Source organism: Streptomyces sp. NPDC059906, from assembly GCF_042730645.1.
GTDB lineage: Bacteria > Actinomycetota > Actinomycetes > Streptomycetales > Streptomycetaceae > Streptomyces > Streptomyces rubrogriseus.
Map to the genome: position 1 here is coordinate 1 of NZ_JBHWKU010000009.1, position 17,459 is coordinate 17,459.

Annotated in this window: 16 protein-coding genes and 6 tRNA genes; 9 read left to right on the forward strand and 13 right to left on the reverse strand. The window is 74.0% G+C overall.

Going from position 1 to position 17,459, the window contains the following annotated elements; genetic code table 11:
- Window positions 1-72: 72 nt before the first annotated feature.
- Both ACFV9J_RS15920 and ACFV9J_RS15925 read right to left on the reverse strand, forming a co-directional pair.
- Window positions 73-144: transfer RNA gene (locus tag ACFV9J_RS15920), tRNA-Val, on the reverse strand.
- 100 nt (window positions 145-244) lie between these two features.
- A complete protein-coding gene (locus ACFV9J_RS15925; protein ID WP_385354524.1) occupies window positions 245-697 on the reverse strand; it encodes a TIGR02611 family protein in 453 nt (150 codons plus the stop codon).
- 191 nt (window positions 698-888) lie between these two features.
- Here ACFV9J_RS15925 and ACFV9J_RS15930 point away from each other — a divergent pair, with 191 nt between their 5' ends.
- Both ACFV9J_RS15930 and ACFV9J_RS15935 read left to right on the forward strand, forming a co-directional pair.
- Complete coding sequence (locus ACFV9J_RS15930) at window positions 889-1,302, forward strand: SsgA family sporulation/cell division regulator (protein WP_004002642.1); 414 nt, start codon at window positions 889-891, stop codon at window positions 1,300-1,302.
- Between the two features lie 279 nt (window positions 1,303-1,581).
- Window positions 1,582-2,142, forward strand: coding sequence for a CGNR zinc finger domain-containing protein (locus ACFV9J_RS15935; RefSeq protein ID WP_385354526.1), 561 nt, complete (start codon window positions 1,582-1,584; stop codon window positions 2,140-2,142).
- Between the two features lie 86 nt (window positions 2,143-2,228).
- Here the strand turns inward: ACFV9J_RS15935 and ACFV9J_RS15940 are convergent, their stop codons facing one another.
- Together ACFV9J_RS15940 and ACFV9J_RS15945 are read right to left on the reverse strand one after the other, a co-directional pair.
- Window positions 2,229-2,408: a hypothetical protein gene (locus ACFV9J_RS15940; RefSeq protein WP_385354527.1), complete on the reverse strand. Its 180-nt coding sequence runs from the start codon at window positions 2,406-2,408 to the stop codon at window positions 2,229-2,231.
- Window positions 2,409-2,616: 208 nt separating this feature from the next.
- Entirely contained in the window at window positions 2,617-3,072 is a 456-nt protein-coding gene (locus tag ACFV9J_RS15945; protein WP_385354529.1) for a hypothetical protein, read from the reverse strand.
- Window positions 3,073-3,263: 191 nt separating this feature from the next.
- Here ACFV9J_RS15945 and ACFV9J_RS15950 point away from each other — a divergent pair, with 191 nt between their 5' ends.
- Window positions 3,264-3,788: a DsbA family protein gene (locus tag ACFV9J_RS15950; RefSeq protein ID WP_385354531.1), complete on the forward strand. Its 525-nt coding sequence runs from the start codon at window positions 3,264-3,266 to the stop codon at window positions 3,786-3,788.
- A gap of 112 nt (window positions 3,789-3,900) precedes the next feature.
- Here ACFV9J_RS15950 and ACFV9J_RS15955 read toward each other — a convergent pair whose 3' ends face one another.
- From ACFV9J_RS15955 to ACFV9J_RS15965, 3 genes are all read right to left on the reverse strand, one after another.
- Complete coding sequence (locus ACFV9J_RS15955; protein ID WP_385354533.1) at window positions 3,901-4,725, reverse strand: GNAT family N-acetyltransferase; 825 nt, start codon at window positions 4,723-4,725, stop codon at window positions 3,901-3,903.
- Window positions 4,726-4,869: 144 nt separating this feature from the next.
- Window positions 4,870-5,691: an aminotransferase class IV gene (locus tag ACFV9J_RS15960; RefSeq protein ID WP_385354535.1), complete on the reverse strand. Its 822-nt coding sequence runs from the start codon at window positions 5,689-5,691 to the stop codon at window positions 4,870-4,872.
- Window positions 5,688-6,749, reverse strand: coding sequence for a chorismate-binding protein (locus ACFV9J_RS15965; RefSeq protein ID WP_385354537.1), 1,062 nt, complete (start codon window positions 6,747-6,749; stop codon window positions 5,688-5,690). The genes ACFV9J_RS15960 and ACFV9J_RS15965 overlap by 4 nt, the downstream gene beginning before the upstream one ends.
- 177 nt (window positions 6,750-6,926) lie before the next feature.
- On the opposite strand from ACFV9J_RS15965, the gene ACFV9J_RS15970 reads away from it, so the two are divergent.
- The 5 genes from ACFV9J_RS15970 (at window position 6,927) to ACFV9J_RS15990 (ending at window position 7,388) form a co-directional block, all read left to right on the forward strand.
- Window positions 6,927-6,999 (forward strand) — tRNA-Gly (locus tag ACFV9J_RS15970).
- Window positions 7,000-7,036: 37 nt separating this feature from the next.
- Window positions 7,037-7,110 (forward strand) — tRNA-Cys (locus ACFV9J_RS15975).
- A gap of 1 nt (window position 7,111) precedes the next feature.
- Window positions 7,112-7,183, forward strand: a tRNA-Val gene (locus ACFV9J_RS15980).
- 36 nt (window positions 7,184-7,219) lie between these two features.
- Window positions 7,220-7,291, forward strand: a tRNA-Val gene (locus ACFV9J_RS15985).
- Window positions 7,292-7,316: 25 nt separating this feature from the next.
- Window positions 7,317-7,388: transfer RNA gene (locus tag ACFV9J_RS15990), tRNA-Val, on the forward strand.
- A gap of 55 nt (window positions 7,389-7,443) precedes the next feature.
- Here ACFV9J_RS15990 and ACFV9J_RS15995 read toward each other — a convergent pair.
- The 3 genes from ACFV9J_RS15995 to ACFV9J_RS16005 all read right to left on the reverse strand — a co-directional run bounded on the left by ACFV9J_RS15995 (window position 7,444) and on the right by ACFV9J_RS16005 (window position 9,142).
- Window positions 7,444-7,731 carry a zf-TFIIB domain-containing protein gene (locus ACFV9J_RS15995; RefSeq protein WP_109033875.1) on the reverse strand — a complete coding sequence of 96 codons (288 nt, stop codon included), beginning with the start codon at window positions 7,729-7,731 and terminating at the stop codon, window positions 7,444-7,446.
- A gap of 101 nt (window positions 7,732-7,832) precedes the next feature.
- On the reverse strand, window positions 7,833-8,768 hold the full coding sequence (locus tag ACFV9J_RS16000; protein ID WP_385354539.1) for a phosphotransferase: 936 nt from the start codon (window positions 8,766-8,768) through the stop codon (window positions 7,833-7,835).
- 191 nt (window positions 8,769-8,959) lie between these two features.
- Window positions 8,960-9,142: a membrane protein gene (locus ACFV9J_RS16005; protein ID WP_003977275.1), complete on the reverse strand. Its 183-nt coding sequence runs from the start codon at window positions 9,140-9,142 to the stop codon at window positions 8,960-8,962.
- Between the two features lie 602 nt (window positions 9,143-9,744).
- On the opposite strand from ACFV9J_RS16005, the gene ACFV9J_RS16010 reads away from it, so the two are divergent.
- Window positions 9,745-11,199 carry a protein kinase gene (locus tag ACFV9J_RS16010; RefSeq protein WP_385354942.1) on the forward strand — a complete coding sequence of 485 codons (1,455 nt, stop codon included), beginning with the start codon at window positions 9,745-9,747 and terminating at the stop codon, window positions 11,197-11,199.
- A gap of 20 nt (window positions 11,200-11,219) precedes the next feature.
- Here ACFV9J_RS16010 and ACFV9J_RS16015 read toward each other — a convergent pair whose 3' ends face one another.
- The 3 genes from ACFV9J_RS16015 to cobT all read right to left on the reverse strand — a co-directional run bounded on the left by ACFV9J_RS16015 (window position 11,220) and on the right by cobT (window position 17,087).
- Complete coding sequence (locus ACFV9J_RS16015; protein WP_385354542.1) at window positions 11,220-12,038, reverse strand: TrmH family RNA methyltransferase; 819 nt, start codon at window positions 12,036-12,038, stop codon at window positions 11,220-11,222.
- 1 nt (window position 12,039) lies between these two features.
- Window positions 12,040-13,272 carry a uroporphyrinogen-III C-methyltransferase gene (gene cobA / locus ACFV9J_RS16020; protein ID WP_385354544.1) on the reverse strand — a complete coding sequence of 411 codons (1,233 nt, stop codon included), beginning with the start codon at window positions 13,270-13,272 and terminating at the stop codon, window positions 12,040-12,042.
- Window positions 13,273-13,487: 215 nt separating this feature from the next.
- Window positions 13,488-17,087 carry a nicotinate-nucleotide--dimethylbenzimidazole phosphoribosyltransferase gene (gene cobT, locus ACFV9J_RS16025; RefSeq protein ID WP_385354546.1) on the reverse strand — a complete coding sequence of 1,200 codons (3,600 nt, stop codon included), beginning with the start codon at window positions 17,085-17,087 and terminating at the stop codon, window positions 13,488-13,490.
- Window positions 17,088-17,459 lie beyond the last annotated feature (372 nt).

Here is a 17,459-nt window from a genome sequence, read left to right on the forward strand (position 1 = left end):
GGGCCCCTGGGCGGCGGCCAACACTTGGGGGGCCGGGATCTCTTGGGTGCGCGGGGCCGCCTGATGATCCGGTGGGCGATACTGGGTTCGAACCAGTGACCTCTTCGGTGTGAACGAAGCGCTCTCCCACTGAGCTAATCGCCCGGACACAGGAAGAACATTACCCCATGTCAGAGCCGCCGGTGACCAACGGGGGCCGCACCGGCGCACCCCCTCGGGCGGTCGGGCGCACCCCCGCGGGTGATCACTGGTCCTTGATGTTCCAGGGCATCTCGAGGCCGAACTTCCACAGGTAGATCCCGGCCAGCACGGCGATGATCACCACGCCGATCGAGGTCAGGATGATGTTCCGGCGCCGCACCTTCGGGTCGAGGGCACGCTGCGCCGCCTCGGTGACCTTGCGCTTGGTCCAGCGCAGCACCAGCTGGGCCCAGACGAACTCGGTCGCCCAGATCGCCATGCCGCCGAAGATCACGACCCAGCCCGGCCCGGGCAGCACCAGCATGGCGACACCGGCCACCACGACCGCCAGACCGACGATGAAGACGCCGACCTGCCAGCTCAGGTGCAGCGCACGGCGTGCCTTGACGAATTCCGGTGCCCGCGAACCGAGCGCCCGCTCGGCCGTGGCCTCGTCCGTCCCCGTACGGTCTTCCGCCACGGCTGCCTCGCCGGGCTTGTTACTCCCCGTGTTCATACGGCCAAACACTACCGGAGCGAAACCTGTCACCGGAATGGGCGTACGACTCGAACGATCCATCGGCCGGAAGAGTTACGTAAACACACGCAAAACACTCAGAGGGGTTTACAACGGCACCGTAGGTGGCATGTCGATTTCGCCGACGTGCGAATCCCCGAGCGCACACTGAGCGAAAGGCCCTGGCGCTTATGAACACCACGGTCAGCTGCGAGCTGCACCTGCGCCTCGTTGTGTCGAGCGAGTCCTCCCTGCCTGTCCCCGCAGGCCTGCGGTACGACACGGCCGACCCCTACGCCGTGCACGCCACCTTCCACACCGGAGCCGAGGAGACCGTCGAGTGGGTGTTCGCCCGCGACCTCCTCGCCGAAGGTCTCCACCGCCCCACCGGCACCGGCGACGTCCGTGTCTGGCCGTCCCGCAGTCACGGCCAGGGCGTCGTGTGCATCGCTCTCAGCTCCCCGGAGGGCGAGGCACTGCTCGAGGCCCCGGCGCGGGCCCTGGAGTCCTTCCTGAAGCGCACAGACGCCGCCGTGCCCCCCGGCACGGAACACCGGCACTTCGATCTCGATCAGGAGCTCTCGCACATCCTGGCGGAAAGCTAGGGCGGGGCCCCGCGTGAAGCCGCCCGTCGCCGTCGACTCGGGGTGACGGCACGGGCCCGGACAACCGCATACGGCACACACCGGCGTCGTCGCCGCGGATCTCCCGCGGGGGCGGCGCCGCTGCGTGCGCGGCGCCGGGGAACGAAGGCGGGCCGGCCGCCGTTGTAGGGGCAACCGACGACCGGGACCGGCTCGCGGCCGGTTCGCCCGCCGCGCGAGCCACTACCATCGGCCAGCATCGGCGGGCGCCCGCCCGACCACCAGGCCAGGGAGCGAAACGTGCTGATCACCCACGACACCCGGTGTGCGCTCGACACCGTGGTGGATCTGGTGAACACCGTGCCGGAGGAAGAATCGGCTCCGGACGGGCTGCCGGACGTCGCGGCCCTCCAGGAATTCGTGGGAACGCACGAGATCAGCGACGTCGGTGTGCTCACCGAACTCGATCTCTCGGCGGTGCGGCGGATCCGCGCGCGGTTCGCGGCGGTCTTCGCCGCGCCGGACGCCCGGACCGCCGCGGGACTGATCAACGACCTCGTCGCCGCCGCGGGCACCACGCCCCGGCTGACCGACCACGACGGCTACGACTGGCACATCCACTATTTCGCGCCCGGCGCCTCCGTCGCGGACCACCTGACCGCGGACTGCGGGATGGCCCTGGCGTTCTTCGTGGTGGCCGGGGAGCAGGAGCGGCTGCGGCGGTGCGAGGCCCCCGACTGCCGGCGCGCCTTCGTCGACCTCTCCCGCAACCGCTCGCGGCGGTACTGCGACAGCCGCACCTGTGGAAACCGCTTGCACGTGGCCGCCTACCGGGCCAGGCGCAAGGAGGCGGCGGGCTGACGCCGCCCTTCGGGGCCGGTGCGGCCGCGGACGCGGGGACGGCGACGCGGCCCCCGGCGGGTGGCGCCGGGGAGCGCGGGTACGGCTCACAGCAACAGCAGATCGTGCAACGAAGCCATGAGCAGCAGACACCCGATCACCGCCAGGAAGATCATGAGCGGTGGCTGGGAAAGGGCGAAGAGGCAGCCGCGTGGTTCGTCCTGCACCCGCGCGGTTTCGCTCTGTCTCGTGTCCAGCTGGGAATCCAGCCGAGTGGTGTCCGGCATCTCGCCGCGATGATGACGCAGCGGGCGGGGTCCACGCGATCACCACGCCCGTTACGACCGCGTGTTGGTTGAATGTCGCAATGTCCGGTCGGATCGTGATCATTCCGGAGCGCGGGCTGTCGGGCTCGGACCGCTGTGTCGTTTCAGCCCCGGCGGCCGGCCGTCATGTCCCGTGCCTTCATGTCCCGTGCCTTCATATTCCGTGCCTTCATATTCCGTGCTTCTTGAGGATGGCCTCGATGTCGCTGAAGTCGTCGTCACCGCCCCGGGACGCCTTCGCCGGGCGGGACGCCGGCTGGGCGGCCGGCCGGGCGGTGCCGGAGCCGAGGGAGGGGGCGGAGGCTCCCGGAGCCACCGCGTCGCGCTGTGCCGCGGCCCGGGCCTCCTTGCGCTCCTTGCGGGTGCCGCCGCGGCGTCGCTCCACCGCACGTGTGGTCATGAAGAGCACCCAGGCCACGCCCAGCACCCCGAAGCCGGCCCAGGCCACCGGGCTGAAGGCCGTGTCGGCCAGCCACTCGACGACGCCGGTCATCACCAGGCCGATCGGGACCAGCGAGTAGGCGGCGATACGGGCAGCGGTGAGGAATCGCCTGCGGTACGCGGTGACCGCCGCGATGCCCAGGCCTGCCGCGGACACCGCGGAGCAGACGGTCTCGGCAATCATCCGGTCCTCCAGGGCTGGGCCCGGTCGGGCATGAGTACTTCGTCCCTTCCATCCTGCACCGTCCGCCCGCCGCGAGGCCATGCCGGGGGACCGAGATCAGGGAGATCTCGGGGTCGGCTCCTCCGCAGGTGCCGGCGGGCGTGGTACGACGCCGGTTGGGGCGGCGTGCCGGGGGCTGGGAGGATGGGGGCATGAGCGACTCCTCCCCCGCCCGTCCCGCCGCGCCCGTCCTCGACGTCTGGTGCGAGCTCCAGTGCCCGGACTGCCACACCGCCCTGGACGACGTCCGTGCCCTGCGGGCCCGCTACGGCGACCGCCTGGAGGTGCGGCTGCGGCACTTCCCGCTGGAGAAGCACAAGCACGCCTTCGCCGCCGCGCAGGCCGCCGAGGAGGCCGTCGCCCAGGGCCGGGGCTGGCCGTACGCCGAAGCGGTCCTGGACCGGGTCGCGGAGCTGGACCGCGGGGGAGAACCCTTCCTGGTCGAGGTCGCCCGGGAACTGGGACTGGACGCCGAGGAGTTCGACACGGCGCTCGTCGACGGCCGGCACATCCTGATCGTCGACGCCGACCAGGCCGAGGGCAAGGCGATCGGCGTGACCGGCACCCCCACCTACGTGATCGGCGGCGAGCGCCTCGACGGCGGCAAGAGCCAGGAAGGGCTGCGCGAGCGCATCGAGGAGATCGCGGACCGGCTGCTGGCCCAGCCGCGGGGCTGAGTGCGGTGACCGTGGCGGGGGCCGGGACGGAGACCGGGAGCGGGAGCAGGACCGGGAGCCGGACCGGGAGAAAGGACCGGGAGCAGGACCGGGACCGGATCGCCCGCCGCCGTCACAGCAGCGGCTTGCAGTAGCTGTACCGCGTGGTCTCGTAGCCGAGCGATTCGTAGAGCCGCTCGGCGGCGGTGTTCCCCGCGAAGACGTTGAGGCCGATCAGGGGGCGGCCGGCGGTGACCGCCTGGGTCTCCGCCAGCAGCATCAGGGTGCGGCCGTGTCCCCGGCCCCGGTGCGGGGCGTCGGCCTCGACGTCGAAGACGAAGGCCCGGTCCTCGCGCAGCGCCAGCCACAGGGTCCCGACCCGCTCGCCCTCGTGCTCCAACACGCTGAACAGCATGTTCTCGGTGGCCGCCCCCTGGGGCAGCAGCACTTCGTGATCGCGGCGGGCCTTCGCGTGCGCGTCGGCCTCGGGCACGCCCCGCTCCATCCAGGTGCGGGCGTAGCGCTCCGACTCGTACGCGTGCCAGGCGGCGAAGTCCTCCGGTGTCATGGGCCGCGCCCGGCTGCCCGCGGGCAGGGCGGGCGGGGTGTCGCCGAGCGGCTTGGCCATGGTGCGGTTGCGCACCGCGTAGCCGAGCACCTGCGCGAGCCGCGTGCCCGCCTCGGCGTCGCCGGCGACGCCCGCCTCGATCTGCCGGCAGCCCCAGGAGCGCGCCACCTCCTCCGCGGCGAGCGCGGCCACCGTGCCCCGGCCGCGTCGGCGGTCCGGTTCGTCGACACGCAGCTTGCGGATCACGGCCACCGAGTCGCCGAGGCTGGGCGAGGTGCCGAGGTGCAGCACACCGACGGGGCGGCTGTTCACACACACCTGGTAGTGGCGCGAACGGGTCCCGTCGGCGGCGTGCTGGAGCGGCTCGGTCGGCCGCAGGGTCGTGGTCATCACGGCAGTTCTACCCACCGTGGGCCAGAACGGCAGCCGAATATCGGCGGCTTCGCGGATGCGGGTCCCGGATCCCGGCCCCGATCCCGGTCGCGGATGCCGGTCTCCGATCCCGGTCGCGGATGCGGGTCGCCCCGGTCCGGATCACGGATCCAGGTCGCCCCCGGACCGCTCCTCGAAGATCCGCATGGCCTTGGCCGTCACCGGCCCCGGGGCACCCGGCAGTTCGCGGTCGTCGATCCGGTGTACGGCCTGGACGTCCCGCAGCGTCGAGGTCAGGAAGACCTCGTCGGCGCGTTCCAGGACGTCCAGCGGGAGGTCGGTCTCGCGGGCGCCGGTCCACTCGGCGGCCAGGGCGCGGGTGATCCCGGCGAGGCAGCCGGAGGCGACCGGCGGGGTGTGGATCTCGCCGTCGAGGACGACGAAGACGTTCGACCCGGTGCCCTCGCAGAGCCGGCCCACCGTGTTGCCGAACAGCGCCTCGGAGGCGCCCCGTTCGCGGGCGCGGCCCAGGGCGACGACGTTCTCGGCGTAGGAGGTGGTCTTCAGGCCGGTGAGCGCGCCGCGTTCGTTGCGGGTCCAGGGCACCGTGATCACGGCGGTGGAGTCGGGGCGGCGGCCGGTCTCGCCGAGGGCGACGACGAGGGTCGGGCCGTGCTCGCCGCGGTCGGAGCCGAGCGGGCCGTGGCCGCCGGTGTAGGTGATGCGCAGCCGGCCCAGCGGCATCGGGTTGGCCTCCAGCACGGCGGCGCAGGCGCGGCGGACCTCGTCGTGGTCGGGGGCGGGCAGGCCGAGGCCGCGGGCCGAGCGGGTCAGCCGGTCCAGGTGCCGGGTCAGCGCGAACGGCCTGCCGTCCACCGCTTTCACGGTCTCGAAGATGCCGTCGCCCACGGTCAGCCCGTGGTCGAGGACGGAGACACGGGCGGAACCGATGTCCTGCAACCCGCCGTCGAGCCAGATCTTCACGTCGCCAGCGCCTCTCCCGTCGCGTTCACCTCGTACGCCCCCGACGCTACCGCGAGCAGCCGGAATGCCTTCAGTTCGGTCTCCCGCCACTCGCCCTCCGGGTCGGAACCCCAGGTGATGCCGGCCCCGGTGCCGAAGCGCAGCCGGGCGTCGCCGTCGGCGGCCCGCTCGATCCAGAAGGTGCGGATGCCGACGGCCAGCTCGCCCGTGCCCCGGTCGGCGTCCACCCAGCCGACGCCCCCGCAGTACGGGCCGCGGGGCGCGGTCTCCAGCGCGCCGATGATCCGCAGGGCGCTGGACTTGGGCGCGCCGGTGACGGATCCGGGCGGGAACGCGGCGTCGAGCAGCTCCGGCCAGCCGGCGCCCGCGGACAGCTCGCCGCGCACCGTGGAGACCAGGTGGACGAGGCCCGGGTGCTTCTCGACGGCGCACAGGTCGGGCACCGTGACCGTGCCGGTGGCGCAGACGCGCCCCAGGTCGTTGCGGACCAGGTCCACGATCATGACGTTCTCGGCGTAGTCCTTCTCCAGCAGGTCGGACTCGGTCCGCCCGGTCCCCTTGATCGGCCCGGACTCGACGGTGCGGCCGTCCCGGCGCAGGAACAGCTCGGGCGAGGCGGTGGCGATCTCGACGCCGTGCTCCGGCAGCCGGATCGTCCCGGCGTACGGCGCCGGGTTGCCGCGGGCCAGCAGGGCGGTGAGGGCGTCCACGTCGGCGCCGGGGGCGACCGGCGCCGAGAGCACCCGGCAGAGGTTGGCCTGGTAGACCTCGCCCGCGGCTATGCGGGCGCGGATGCGCCGTACGCCCCTCGTGTACGCGGCGCGGTCGAGCGACGACGTCCAGTCGCCGACGGCGGGGCCCCGCCACTTTCCCGGCGTGGGCGCGGGCACCGGCTCGGTCCGTACCTCCGCGAAGCGTGCGCAGGTCAGGCGGCCTTCGAAGTCCGCGCAGACGGCCCAGAACCCCTCGGATTCGAGGGCGGCGGGATCACTCGTGACGTCGAGGAGACCGGTGGCGAGACGGTCACCGAAGCGGGCGAGGGGAGGGAGGTCGGGCACACTGTCGAGTCTAGGCGGGTGGCTCCCGGGTGACCCGAACGTGCCCTTCCGGGTGCCCTGACCAGGTCCGCGACCGGACGCACCGCAGCACGCTGCACAAACGCGTTTTTGTGCTGGCCCCGGAATCCGCTAGAGTTCATCACGTCGCCGGGCCGCGCAAGCGGACCGAACCGACAGGCGGACGTAGCTCAGTTGGTAGAGCGCAACCTTGCCAAGGTTGAGGTCGCGAGTTCGAGCCTCGTCGTCCGCTCGCAGGAACAGGAGACCCCCGGGTCTCCTACACTCCTGGTGGAGTGGCCGAGAGGCGAGGCAACGGCCTGCAAAGCCGTCTACACGGGTTCAAATCCCGTCTCCACCTCCAAGGACGATTAGCTCAGCGGGAGAGCGCTTCCCTGACACGGAAGAGGTCACTGGTTCAATCCCAGTATCGTCCACTGATCCGCAAGGATCACCGATCCGTACGGATCCCCGCGCGATTAGCTCAGCGGGAGAGCGCTTCCCTGACACGGAAGAGGTCACTGGTTCAATCCCAGTATCGCGCACGCAGTACCGCACCTGGTGTTTCCCGGACGATTAGCTCAGCGGGAGAGCGCTTCCCTGACACGGAAGAGGTCACTGGTTCAATCCCAGTATCGTCCACACCGAACGAAGCCCCCGGCCGCCTCGAGCGGCCGGGGGCTTCGTCGTGGGCGGCTCAGCTCGAGAAGAGCATGCGGCCGAAGCTCTTCTGACGGTGGTGGCCGTAGTGGCCGTGACCGCCGCCGTGCGGGGCGCCCCAGGCCGGCGCCTGGGCCGCCGGGTACGCCTGCGGCGCGGCGGGCGGGGCCGGCGGAGCGGGCTGGGACCACTGGGCCTCCAGGCGGGTCAGCGACTCCAGCTCGCCGTAGTCGAGGAAGATGCCGCGGCAGCCGCTGCACTGCTCGATCTGAACGCCGTTGCGGTTGTAGGTGTGCATCGGTGCGTGGCACTTGGGGCACTGCATGCTCGGCTCAACTCCTCGCCGGTCGGTCCTGCTTCGCGTATCGCCAGGACAGACTCCGTCCCGCCCCGGGTCGGTTGCACCCTACTTCGCGGAACTTCGGCTCAGCCCCGCGGGTCGGCGGGCCGTACGGACGCCATGCGCGCGCACGCGTCGACGAGGGAACACTCCACCTCGTCCAGCGCCCGGTCCGCCAGGACCGCCTTGGAGACGAACCGGGCTGCGCTCTGCGCGGTGAGGGCGCGGGCCGGGACGTCCAGGGCGGGCCACGGGTCGCCCTCGGCGGGGACGGCCGGGCCGCCGGCGGCGCGGTAGGCGGTCAGGAAGCGGTGCCACTCCTCGGGCGGGAGCAGCCCGCAGGCGTACCAGGCCGCGGGGCGGGCCAGGTCCCAGGCCGGGACGCCGGTGCCGAGGTCGTCGACGTCGATCAGCAGCCAGGGTCCGTCGGGGGCGGGGTGGCGTATGAGCTGGCCGAGGTGGAGGTCGCCGTGGCAGAGGGCGGCCGGGCCCGGCATGGCGGCCTCGCCGCGCGCCCAGGCGGGGAGTGCCGCCCAGGCCGCCAGCACGGGCGCGGTGGCGGGGTGGCCGGGGGCGGTGTCGCGCAGGCGTGCCGCGGCCAGGCCCGCCTTCGCGGGGCCGCGCATGGGAGGCAGGGCGGCAGGGGCCGGCGTGCGGTGGAGGCGGGCGAGGAGGGTCGCCGCCGCTTCCCACGGGGCGGCGTCCGGATCGTCGGGATCCACGGGCGTGCCGTAGGGCCAGTAGGTGACGAGCCGCCCGTGCAGGTCGACGGGGGCCGGGGCGAGCGGGGGCAGCAGCACGCCGGGGAGCCGGGCGGCCGCGGCGACACGGAGGGACAGCTCGGCGGGGTCGGCGTCCGCGGCGTGGGCCTTGGCGACGGTGCCCGCGTGCCGGACGACGGTGGCGTCGGGGCGGTCGGCGAGCGTGGCCGCGCCGCAGGGGCAGGCCGGGGTGCGGGCGTGGGCCGTTTCCCTGACGCGGGCCTCGAGGGCGGGGAGGAGGGCATGGGCGTCCGTGGTCACGAGGGTGAGGGTACGCAGGCGGGATGTGCCGCCGCGCTCCCCGTCCCGGGGCTGCCCGGGGAGGGAAAAGCAATGCCGGCGCAGCTCCCCAGCTGCGCCGGCATTTTGCCGTCCGCCGCACCCCCGTCCCCACGGGGTTTCATGGATGGATGTCCCCGCCCGGACCGCTCTTCCGGGCCTGGGGTCGCCGCTCAGCGCCCCAGCACCACACCCACGGACGACGCCTGTGTGGCCACTGTCTCCCACCCGTCGAAGACGAGGAGGAGCAGGACCGCCAGGGGCAGGGCCATGAGCGTCGCCACCGCGGGGTGGCGACGGCCCTGACGGCGGTTCTCCCGTGTGCGGACCAGCGTCCGCGGAACCGTCTGGGCCATGGTCCCTCTCCTGACCGTTCGTCGAGTCGTTCGCGTTGTCTCGTTGCAGCGGCGGGTGTCTGACCTCGGGGGACGAGTGCTGCACCCGCCGCTTGACCTCAAATCTATGCGTCGGGCGATCGCCGGACGTCATGCCCTCGTACCGATTGCCGGGCCTCCCGGAGGATGAGCCGTGACCGGCCGACTACTCCCCTGGGTGGAGACCGCCTCACCGGTCTCGGGGTCTTCCCGGACGGGGTGCCCACCGTGTCCCGGTATCTCCGGGCTGTCCGGTGACTTCCCTCACTCCGGCCGCCTCCCCGCACACCCCCGCCCCCGCCCCGGGCGGCTTCCCGCCCGCCGTCGCGCCGCAGGTGCACGGCCGCTCCCCACCGCCCCCGCCCCTCCCCGGCCGGTCCCCCTCGCCCGCACCAATCTCCCGGCTCCCGCGGCCGGTTGGGATCCGGGGCGGAGCGCGGCCGGCCGGTCCGGGCGGGTGCTGACCGCCGCTCAACTCTCGCGCCGGGCACTGACAATCCGTTGTCGCGAGAGGGCGCGGCCTCTGCGCGCGGGCGGCCGTGGAAACGTAAGCTGTGGCACGTCACAGGGACCGGGCAGCGGGGATGAACATGGCGATGATGCGCCTGAGGCGCGAGGACCCGCGCGTCGTCGGCTCGTTCAGGCTTCACAGGCGGCTCGGCGCGGGTGGAATGGGCGTGGTCTACCTGGGCTCCGACAAGAAGGGGCAGCGGGTCGCGCTGAAGGTCATCCGGCCGGACCTGGCGGAGGACCAGGAGTTCCGGTCGCGGTTCGCCCGTGAGGTGTCGGCGGCCCGGCGCATCCGGGGCGGCTGCACCGCCCGGCTGGTCGCCGCGGATCTGGAGGCGGACCGTCCCTGGTTCGCCACGCAGTACGTGCCCGGCCCCTCCCTGCACGACAAGGTCGTCGACGGGGGCCCGCTCGTCGCGGCCGACGTCGCGGCCGTGGGCGCCGCGCTGTCCGAGGGCCTGGTCGCCGTGCACGAGGCCGGGGTGGTGCACCGGGACCTGAAGCCGTCCAACATCCTGCTGTCCCCGAAGGGGCCGCGGATCATCGACTTCGGCATCGCCTGGGCCACCGGTGCCTCCACCCTCACGCACGTCGGGACGGCGGTCGGCTCCCCCGGGTTCCTCGCGCCGGAGCAGGTGCGCGGGGCCGCGGTCACCCCGGCCACGGACGTGTTCTCGCTCGGTGCCACGCTGGCGTACGCGTCGATGGGCGACTCGCCCTTCGGGCACGGCAGTTCCGAGGTGATGCTGTACCGCGTGGTGCACGAGGAGGCCCAACTGCACGGGGTGCCGGACGCGCTCGCCCCGCTGGTGCGGGCGTGCCTGGCCAAGGATCCCGGGGAACGCCCCAGCACCCTGCAACTGTCGCTGCGGCTCAAGGAGATCGCCGCCCGTGAGGCCCAGGGCATGGCCGACGTCCGGCCGCCCGCGCCGCGCAGTGGTGAGGCGGACGTGCCCACGGGGCGGCTCGCCGACACCTACCCGGAGCGTGCCCAGCGGCGTCCGCAGGGCCGGCCGGGACCGCAGGGCACTCCCGCGCCGCGCGGCACGTCGGGGTCGCGGGGATCCGCACCCCGGGGTTCCCTCCCGTCGCGGGGCGGCGCGCCCTCTCGTGGTGGAACGCCCGCGCGCGGTGGCACTCCGTCCCGCGGTGGCACGCCGTCGCGCGGTGGTGGTACGGGGGCGCGGTCCGGGTCCCGGTCCACGCCGTCCTCCCGCGACACGACCGGCCGGAACTCCTCCCGCAACGACGGTGGCCGGCCCGCACCGCACGGCGGATCCGGCCGTACGGCGCCCAGGACGACGAGGACCGGCTGGCGGCGGCCCGCCAATCCGCGGCTGCTGCGCCAGCGTTTGTTCGTGTTCGTCGTCGTGACACTGCTGGTCGCGCTGGGTATCGCCGCCGCACAGGGCTGCCAGGGGCCCGCCCGCGGGCTCGGCGACGAACGGGGCGGCGGCGTGCGGGCTACGCAGCAGGACCAGGTGGACCCGCCGGGCGGCCTCCCGGAGTCACGGACCCTCGAGCGCTGAGGGCCGGGGCCGGACAGGCCTTAGGCCGAGGGGCGGCCCGCCGTCACCGCGTAGAAGGCGACCGCGGCCGCCGCACCGACGTTCAGGGAGTCGACGCCGTGGGACATCGGGATGCGCACCCACGTGTCGGAGGCTGCCAGGGCCCGCCGGGTGAGGCCGCTGCCCTCGGCGCCCAGCATGAGGGCCACCCGGTCCATGCGGTGCGGGGCGACCGCGTCGAGGGGCTCGGCCCGCTCGTCGGGGGTGAGGGCGAGGAGCGTGAAGCCCGCCTCGCCGACCGTCGCCAGACCGGTCGGCCAGGTGTCGAGGCGGGCGTACGGCACGGAGAAGACCGCGCCCATCGAGACCTTGACGCTGCGCCGGTACAGGGGGTCCGCGCAGTCCGGGGAGAGCAGGACCGCGTCCATGCCGAGCGCGGCGGCGGAGCGGAAGATCGCCCCGATGTTGGTGTGGTCGTTCACGGACTCCATGACGACGACACGCCGGGCGGTCGTCAGGAGGCCGGCGGCCGTGTCCAGCGGCTTGCGCTGCATCGAGGCCAGCGCGCCGCGGTGCACGTGGTAGCCGGTGACCCGTTCGGCGAGCGCCGGGTCGACGACGTACACCGGGGCGGGCGCCGCGTCGATGATGTCGCGCATGGTGTCGACCCACTTGGCGGACAGCAGCATCGAGCGCATCGCGTAGCCCGCCTCGCCGGCCCGCCGGATGACCTTCTCGCCCTCGGCGATGAACAGGCCCTCGGCGGGTTCGCGCCTGCGGCGCAGCTCGACGTCCGTGAGCCCGGTGTAGTCGTGCAGGCGCGGGTCGTCGGGGTCGTCGATCGTGATGAGGTCGGCCACGTCAGGCCGTCCCGTGCGGACCGACGGCGACGACAGCGCCGACGACGATGACGGCGGGCGGCCTGACCTCCTCGGCGACGGCCACCTCGGCGACGGTGGCGAGGGTCGCGTCCACCCGGCGCTGGGCGGCCGTGGTGCCCTCCTGGACGAGGGCGACCGGGGTGTCGGGGGACTTGCCGTGCGCGATCAGGGCCCCGGCGATCTTGCCGATCTTGTCGACGCCCATGAGGATCACGAGCGTGCCGGTCAGCTTCGCGAGGGAGGGCCAGTCGACCAGGGAACGCTCGTCGTCGGGGGCGACGTGCCCGCTGACCACGGTGAACTCGTGGGCGACGCCCCGGTGGGTGACCGGGATACCGGCCGCGCCGGGGACCGAGATCGTGCTGGAGATGCCGGGGACGACGGTGCACGCGATGCCCGCCTCGGCCAGCGCCTGCGCCTCCTCCATGCCCCGGCCGAAGACGAACGGGTCGCCGCCCTTCAGCCGTACGACCGCCTTGCCCTGCTTGGCGTGCTCGATCAGCGCGTTGTTGATGGCCTCCTGGGCCATGAAGCGCCCGTACGGGATCTTGGCCGCGTCGATGACCTCGACGTGCGGCGGCAGCTCGGCGAGCAGGTCGCGGGGGCCGAGCCGGTCGGCGATGACGACGTCGGCCTCGGCGAGCAGGCGGCGGCCGCGGACGGTGATCAGGTCCGGGTCGCCGGGACCGCCGCCGACCAGGGCGACGCCGGGTGTGCGGGTGCGCCGGTGCGGGGCGACGAGGGTGCCGTCGCGCAGGCCCTCCACCACCGCGTCGCGGATGGCGGCCGTGTGCCGGGGGTCGCGGTGCCGGGCGTCGGTGGTGAGCACGGCGACGGTGACGCCCTCGCTGTGGCCGGTCGCCGGGGTCCAGGCCGTGGCCCGGTCGGCGTCGTCGGAGCGGACGCACCACACGCGGTGCCGCTCGCCCTCGGCGGAGGCGGCGTCGTTGGCCGCGGTGTCGCTGGTGGCGATCAGGGCGTACCAGGCGTCGGCGAGGTCCCCCTCCGCGTAGGGGCGCTGCTCCCAGGTGATCTCGCCCGCGTCCGCCATCGCCTCGACGGACGGAGTCGCCTCCGGGGAGACGAGGCGGATGTCGGCACCGGCCGCGACGAGGGCGGGCAGGCGGCGCTGGGCGACCTGTCCGCCGCCGAGGACGACCACGCGACGGCCGGCGAGGCGGAGGCCTACGGGGTAGGCGGGGTGTTCGGCCATGAGGGGACGGCTCCTCTTGCGGCGGTGGCGCTGACGTGCGGATTTTACGGCGGGACGGCTGGTGGGGCACCGGTGGTCCGGTGGCTGGACCTCGTTGCCGGGTGCGGCTTGTCGGTGGTTGTGCCCACCCGTTCCGCCCTGCGGAACGATTGCCCACAACCACCGGTCCGCAGCTCGGCACCCGGAAGTGCCCCACCCAGTCTTCTCGCTGACCTCTACTTCTCGGTGACGCCCGCCGAGTCGAACGTCGCCACCTCGTGCATGGCCCGCGCGGTGCTCTGCACCATCGGGAGCGCGAGCAGGGCGCCGGTGCCCTCGCCGAGGCGGAGGTCGAGGTCGACCAGCGGACGCAGGCCCAGCTTGTTGAGCGCGGCCACGTGGCCGGGCTCGGCGCTGCGGTGACCGGCGATGCAGGCCGCGAGGACCTCGGGGGCGATCGCGCGGGCCACCAGGGCGGCGGCACCGGCGCTGACGCCGTCCAGGATCACCGGGGTGCGCAGTGAGGCGCCGCCGAGTAGCAGACCGACCATGGCCGCGTGCTCGAAGCCGCCGATCGCCGCGAGCACGCCGATCGGGTCGGCCGGGTCCGGCTGGTGCAGTTCGAGGGCGCGGCGGACGACCTCGGTCTTGCGGGCCAGCGTCTCGTCGTTGATGCCGGTGCCGCGGCCGGTGACCTCGGCCGGGTCGGCGCCCGTGAACACGGAGATGAGCGCGGCGGACGCGGTGGTGTTCGCGATGCCCATCTCGCCGGTGAGCAGCGCCTTGTTGCCGGCCGCCACCAGGTCGCGGGCGGTCTCGATGCCGACCTCGATGGCCTGCTTGGCCTCCTCGCGGGTCATCGCCGCGCCGGTGGTCATGTCGGAGGTGCCCGCGCGGATCTTGCGGGGCAGCAGGCCGGGTGTGGCGGGCAGGTCGGTGGCGACCCCGACGTCCACGACGCACACCTCGGCGCCGACCTGGGTGGCGAAGGCGTTGCAGACCGCACCCCCGCCCAGGAAGTTGGCCACCATCTGGGCGGTGACCTCCTGCGGCCAGGGGGTGACGCCCTGGGCGTGCACGCCGTGGTCACCGGCGAAGACCGCGACGGCCGCGGGCTCCGGGATGGGCGGCGGGCACTGCCGGGACAGGCCGGACAGCTGGGCGGAGATGATCTCCAGCATGCCCAGCGCTCCGGCCGGCTTGGTCATGCGCTTCTGCCGCTCCCACGCCTCGCCCAGCGCCTTGGCGTCCAGCGGGCGGATCTGCGCGACGGTCTCGGCGAGCAGGTCGTGCGGCGCCTCGCCGGGCAGGGCCCTGCGGCCGTACGTCTCCTCGTGCACCACCCAGGACAGCGGGCGGCGCTTGGACCAGCCGGCCTGCATCAGCTCGGGCTCGTCCGGGAACTCGTCGACGTAGCCGACGCACAGGTAGGCGACGACGTCCAGGTGCTCGGGCAGGCCGAGGGCGCGGACCATCTCGCGCTCGTCGAAGAAGCTGACCCAGCCGACGCCGAGGCCCTCGGCGCGGGCGGCGAGCCAGAGGTTCTCGACGGCGAGCGCGGAGGAGTACGGCGCCATCTGCGGCTGTGTGTGCCGGCCGAGGGTGTGGCGGCCGCCGCGGGTCGGGTCGGCGGTGACGACGATGTTGACCGGGGTGTCGAGGATCGCCTCGATCTTCAGTTCCTTGAACTGCTTGGCCCGGCCCTTGGGCAGCGACTTGGCGTACGCCTCCCGCTGCCGCGTCGCCAGTTCGTGCATGGCGCGACGGGTGTCGGCGGAGCGGATGACGACGAAGTCCCAGGGCTGCGAGTGACCCACGGAGGGCGCCGTGTGCGCGGCCTCCAGGACCCGGAGCAGTACCTCGTGCGGGATGGGGTCGCTGCGGAAGCCGTTGCGGATGTCGCGGCGCTCGCGCATGACCTTGAGTACGGCCGCGCGCTCGGCGTCGTCGTAGGCGGGGGCCGCCGGGCCGACGGGCTGCGGTGCTTCCGCGGCTTCGGCCGCGCTCCCGTCGTGCGGGGCTTCCTGGGGGGCGAGGGCCTCCTGGGACGCGGGCTCCGCGGCGGGCGCCTCCGCCGCCTCTGCCGCCTCTGCCGCCTCCGCGGTCTCCTCGGCGGCTTCGGCGGCCTGGTCGTCCTCGTCGGCGCCCCGGGTGTCCAGGTCGTCGACGCTCTGGACGAGTTCGGGGTCGGCCTCGCGCGGCGCCGGTACCGGGGCGGGGGCCGTCTCCGGCGGGACCAGGACTGCCTCGGGTGGGGTGGGCGCGAGGTGCGGGGCCGTGGGCACCTGTCCGCCGTCGACGGGCAGGAACTGCCCCACGGGCTGGGCGGGGTGCGGTTCCTGGGCAACAGGGGCGGCCGGTACGGGCGCGGGTTCCTGCGCGCCGGTGGCGGGGGCGGTCGCCGCTACGGGCTCGGCGGTGCCGTCGGGCACGACCACGGCCGCCTCTCCCTCTCCCTCTTCCTCTCCCTGCTCCTGCTCCTGCTCCTGCTCCTGCTGCATGTTGGCGTCCATGAGGGACTGGGGTCCCTGGGCGGGCTGCGGCGCGGGCTGGACGTCCGGCTGCGGGTGCGGCGCTTCCTCCGGGGCGGGCTGTGCCTCCGGCGGCGTCGGCTGCGCGGCCTCCACCGAGACCGGAGCGGGCTGCTCCGGCGCCGGGGACGGCTCGGGTTCGGGGTCGGCGGCGGCCACGGGCACGGCCGCTTCGGGTGCCGACGCCTCGGGTGCCGTCACCTCGGGCTCCGCGGCGGCCACCGGCGCGTCGGGGGCCTGGGCGTCGCCGTGTTCGGGCTCGGGTGCCACGGAGGACGGTGCTTCCTGCGGTGCGGGCGCGGGCGCCTCGGGGGCGTCGTCGGCCACCCTGGGTTCGCCGAGTCCCTGCGGTGCTTCCGCGGGGGCCTCTGCGGGGGCCTCTGCGGGTACTTCCGCCGGTGCTTCTTCCGGAGCCGACTGCGCGGGGGCCTCCTGGGCCTCGGGGACGGCGAGCGCCTCCTCGGGCCCTGTGTTGTCCTCGGCCGGCCCCTGGACGGGCTCGGTCACGGGCTCTGCGGGGACCGCCCCGGGAACCGGTACGGCTTCCTCCGCGGGGTCGGCCGGCTGCCCCGCGTCGGTGTGCGCCGCCTCCGGTGCGGGCGCCTCCTGCGGGTCGCCGGGCTCTCCGGCGCCCGCGGGCGTCCCGCCGGTCGCCGCCACGGCCTCCGTGGCCACGCGGGTCACGAGCGCCTGGGCCGCGCCCACCGGCTCGGCCACCTGCTGCGCCGGTACCGGAACAACCGTTTCCGCATGCCCCGCCCCGGCGTTCACCGGGACCTCCTGGGCCTGCGGCGCCGTCTGTGCCCCCCAGGGTGCCGCCGCCTGCGGGGTCGGCACGGCGGCCTGCGGGACGTCGAGGTACTCGGGGCCCGCGGCGGGCGGGCCGGGATGCCGTACCGGCGCGTCGGCGGGGCCGCGGTCGGCGAGGGAGCGGACCGGGCTGGCGGAGGTGTCGGGGATCGGCGGACCGAGGTGAAGGGGCCTGCGCGCCGGGACCGGGGCGGCCGCGGGGTCCTGCGCCGGGTCGGGCAGGCGGACGCCGCCGAGGTCGACCGAGCCGCTGTCCCGGCCGGACATCTCGTGCGGTCCGGGCTGGTGCACGGTCTCGACGACCGGCTCCGGCGCCGGCGGCGCGACCTCGTTGCCCCAGGCACTCTGGGCTCCCGGCAGCAACAACAGGTCCTCGTCCTCGGCGGTGGCCTCGGAGAGGTAGGTGTACGCACCGGGTGCGGGGGCGCCCGGCTGCTCCACCATGCCTGCGTTCTCCGGCAGCCCCTCGCCCGGGATCTGGCCGGTGTCGGTCATGCGTAACCCCTCGCCCATCGGTTAGTGCTTCTACGACCAGCTCACCCGGGACGGCGCACCCACCGCCCGTAGTGAAGAACGAGCGGGCGTGCCCAGCGGCACGAACGACCCGCGGGAAAAGACGACAAAGCCATTGAGTGCCATTGTCGCGGTCGTCCCCCCGCCACGACAGCTTGATCCGCGACGGCCCGCTGTGGACTGCGCCACGTTGCGCGTCCTCCGGTTCTGCCGTACCACACCCGTCCCCGAAGGAGCGGGGTTTTTACGGACATCGGCTGACGAACTGCCGGGTGTCCGCATGCGGTACAACAATCCGCCAGCCTACCCCGCGCGGTATGAACAACCGATCACGGGGCGCGGTCCTCGTGGGTC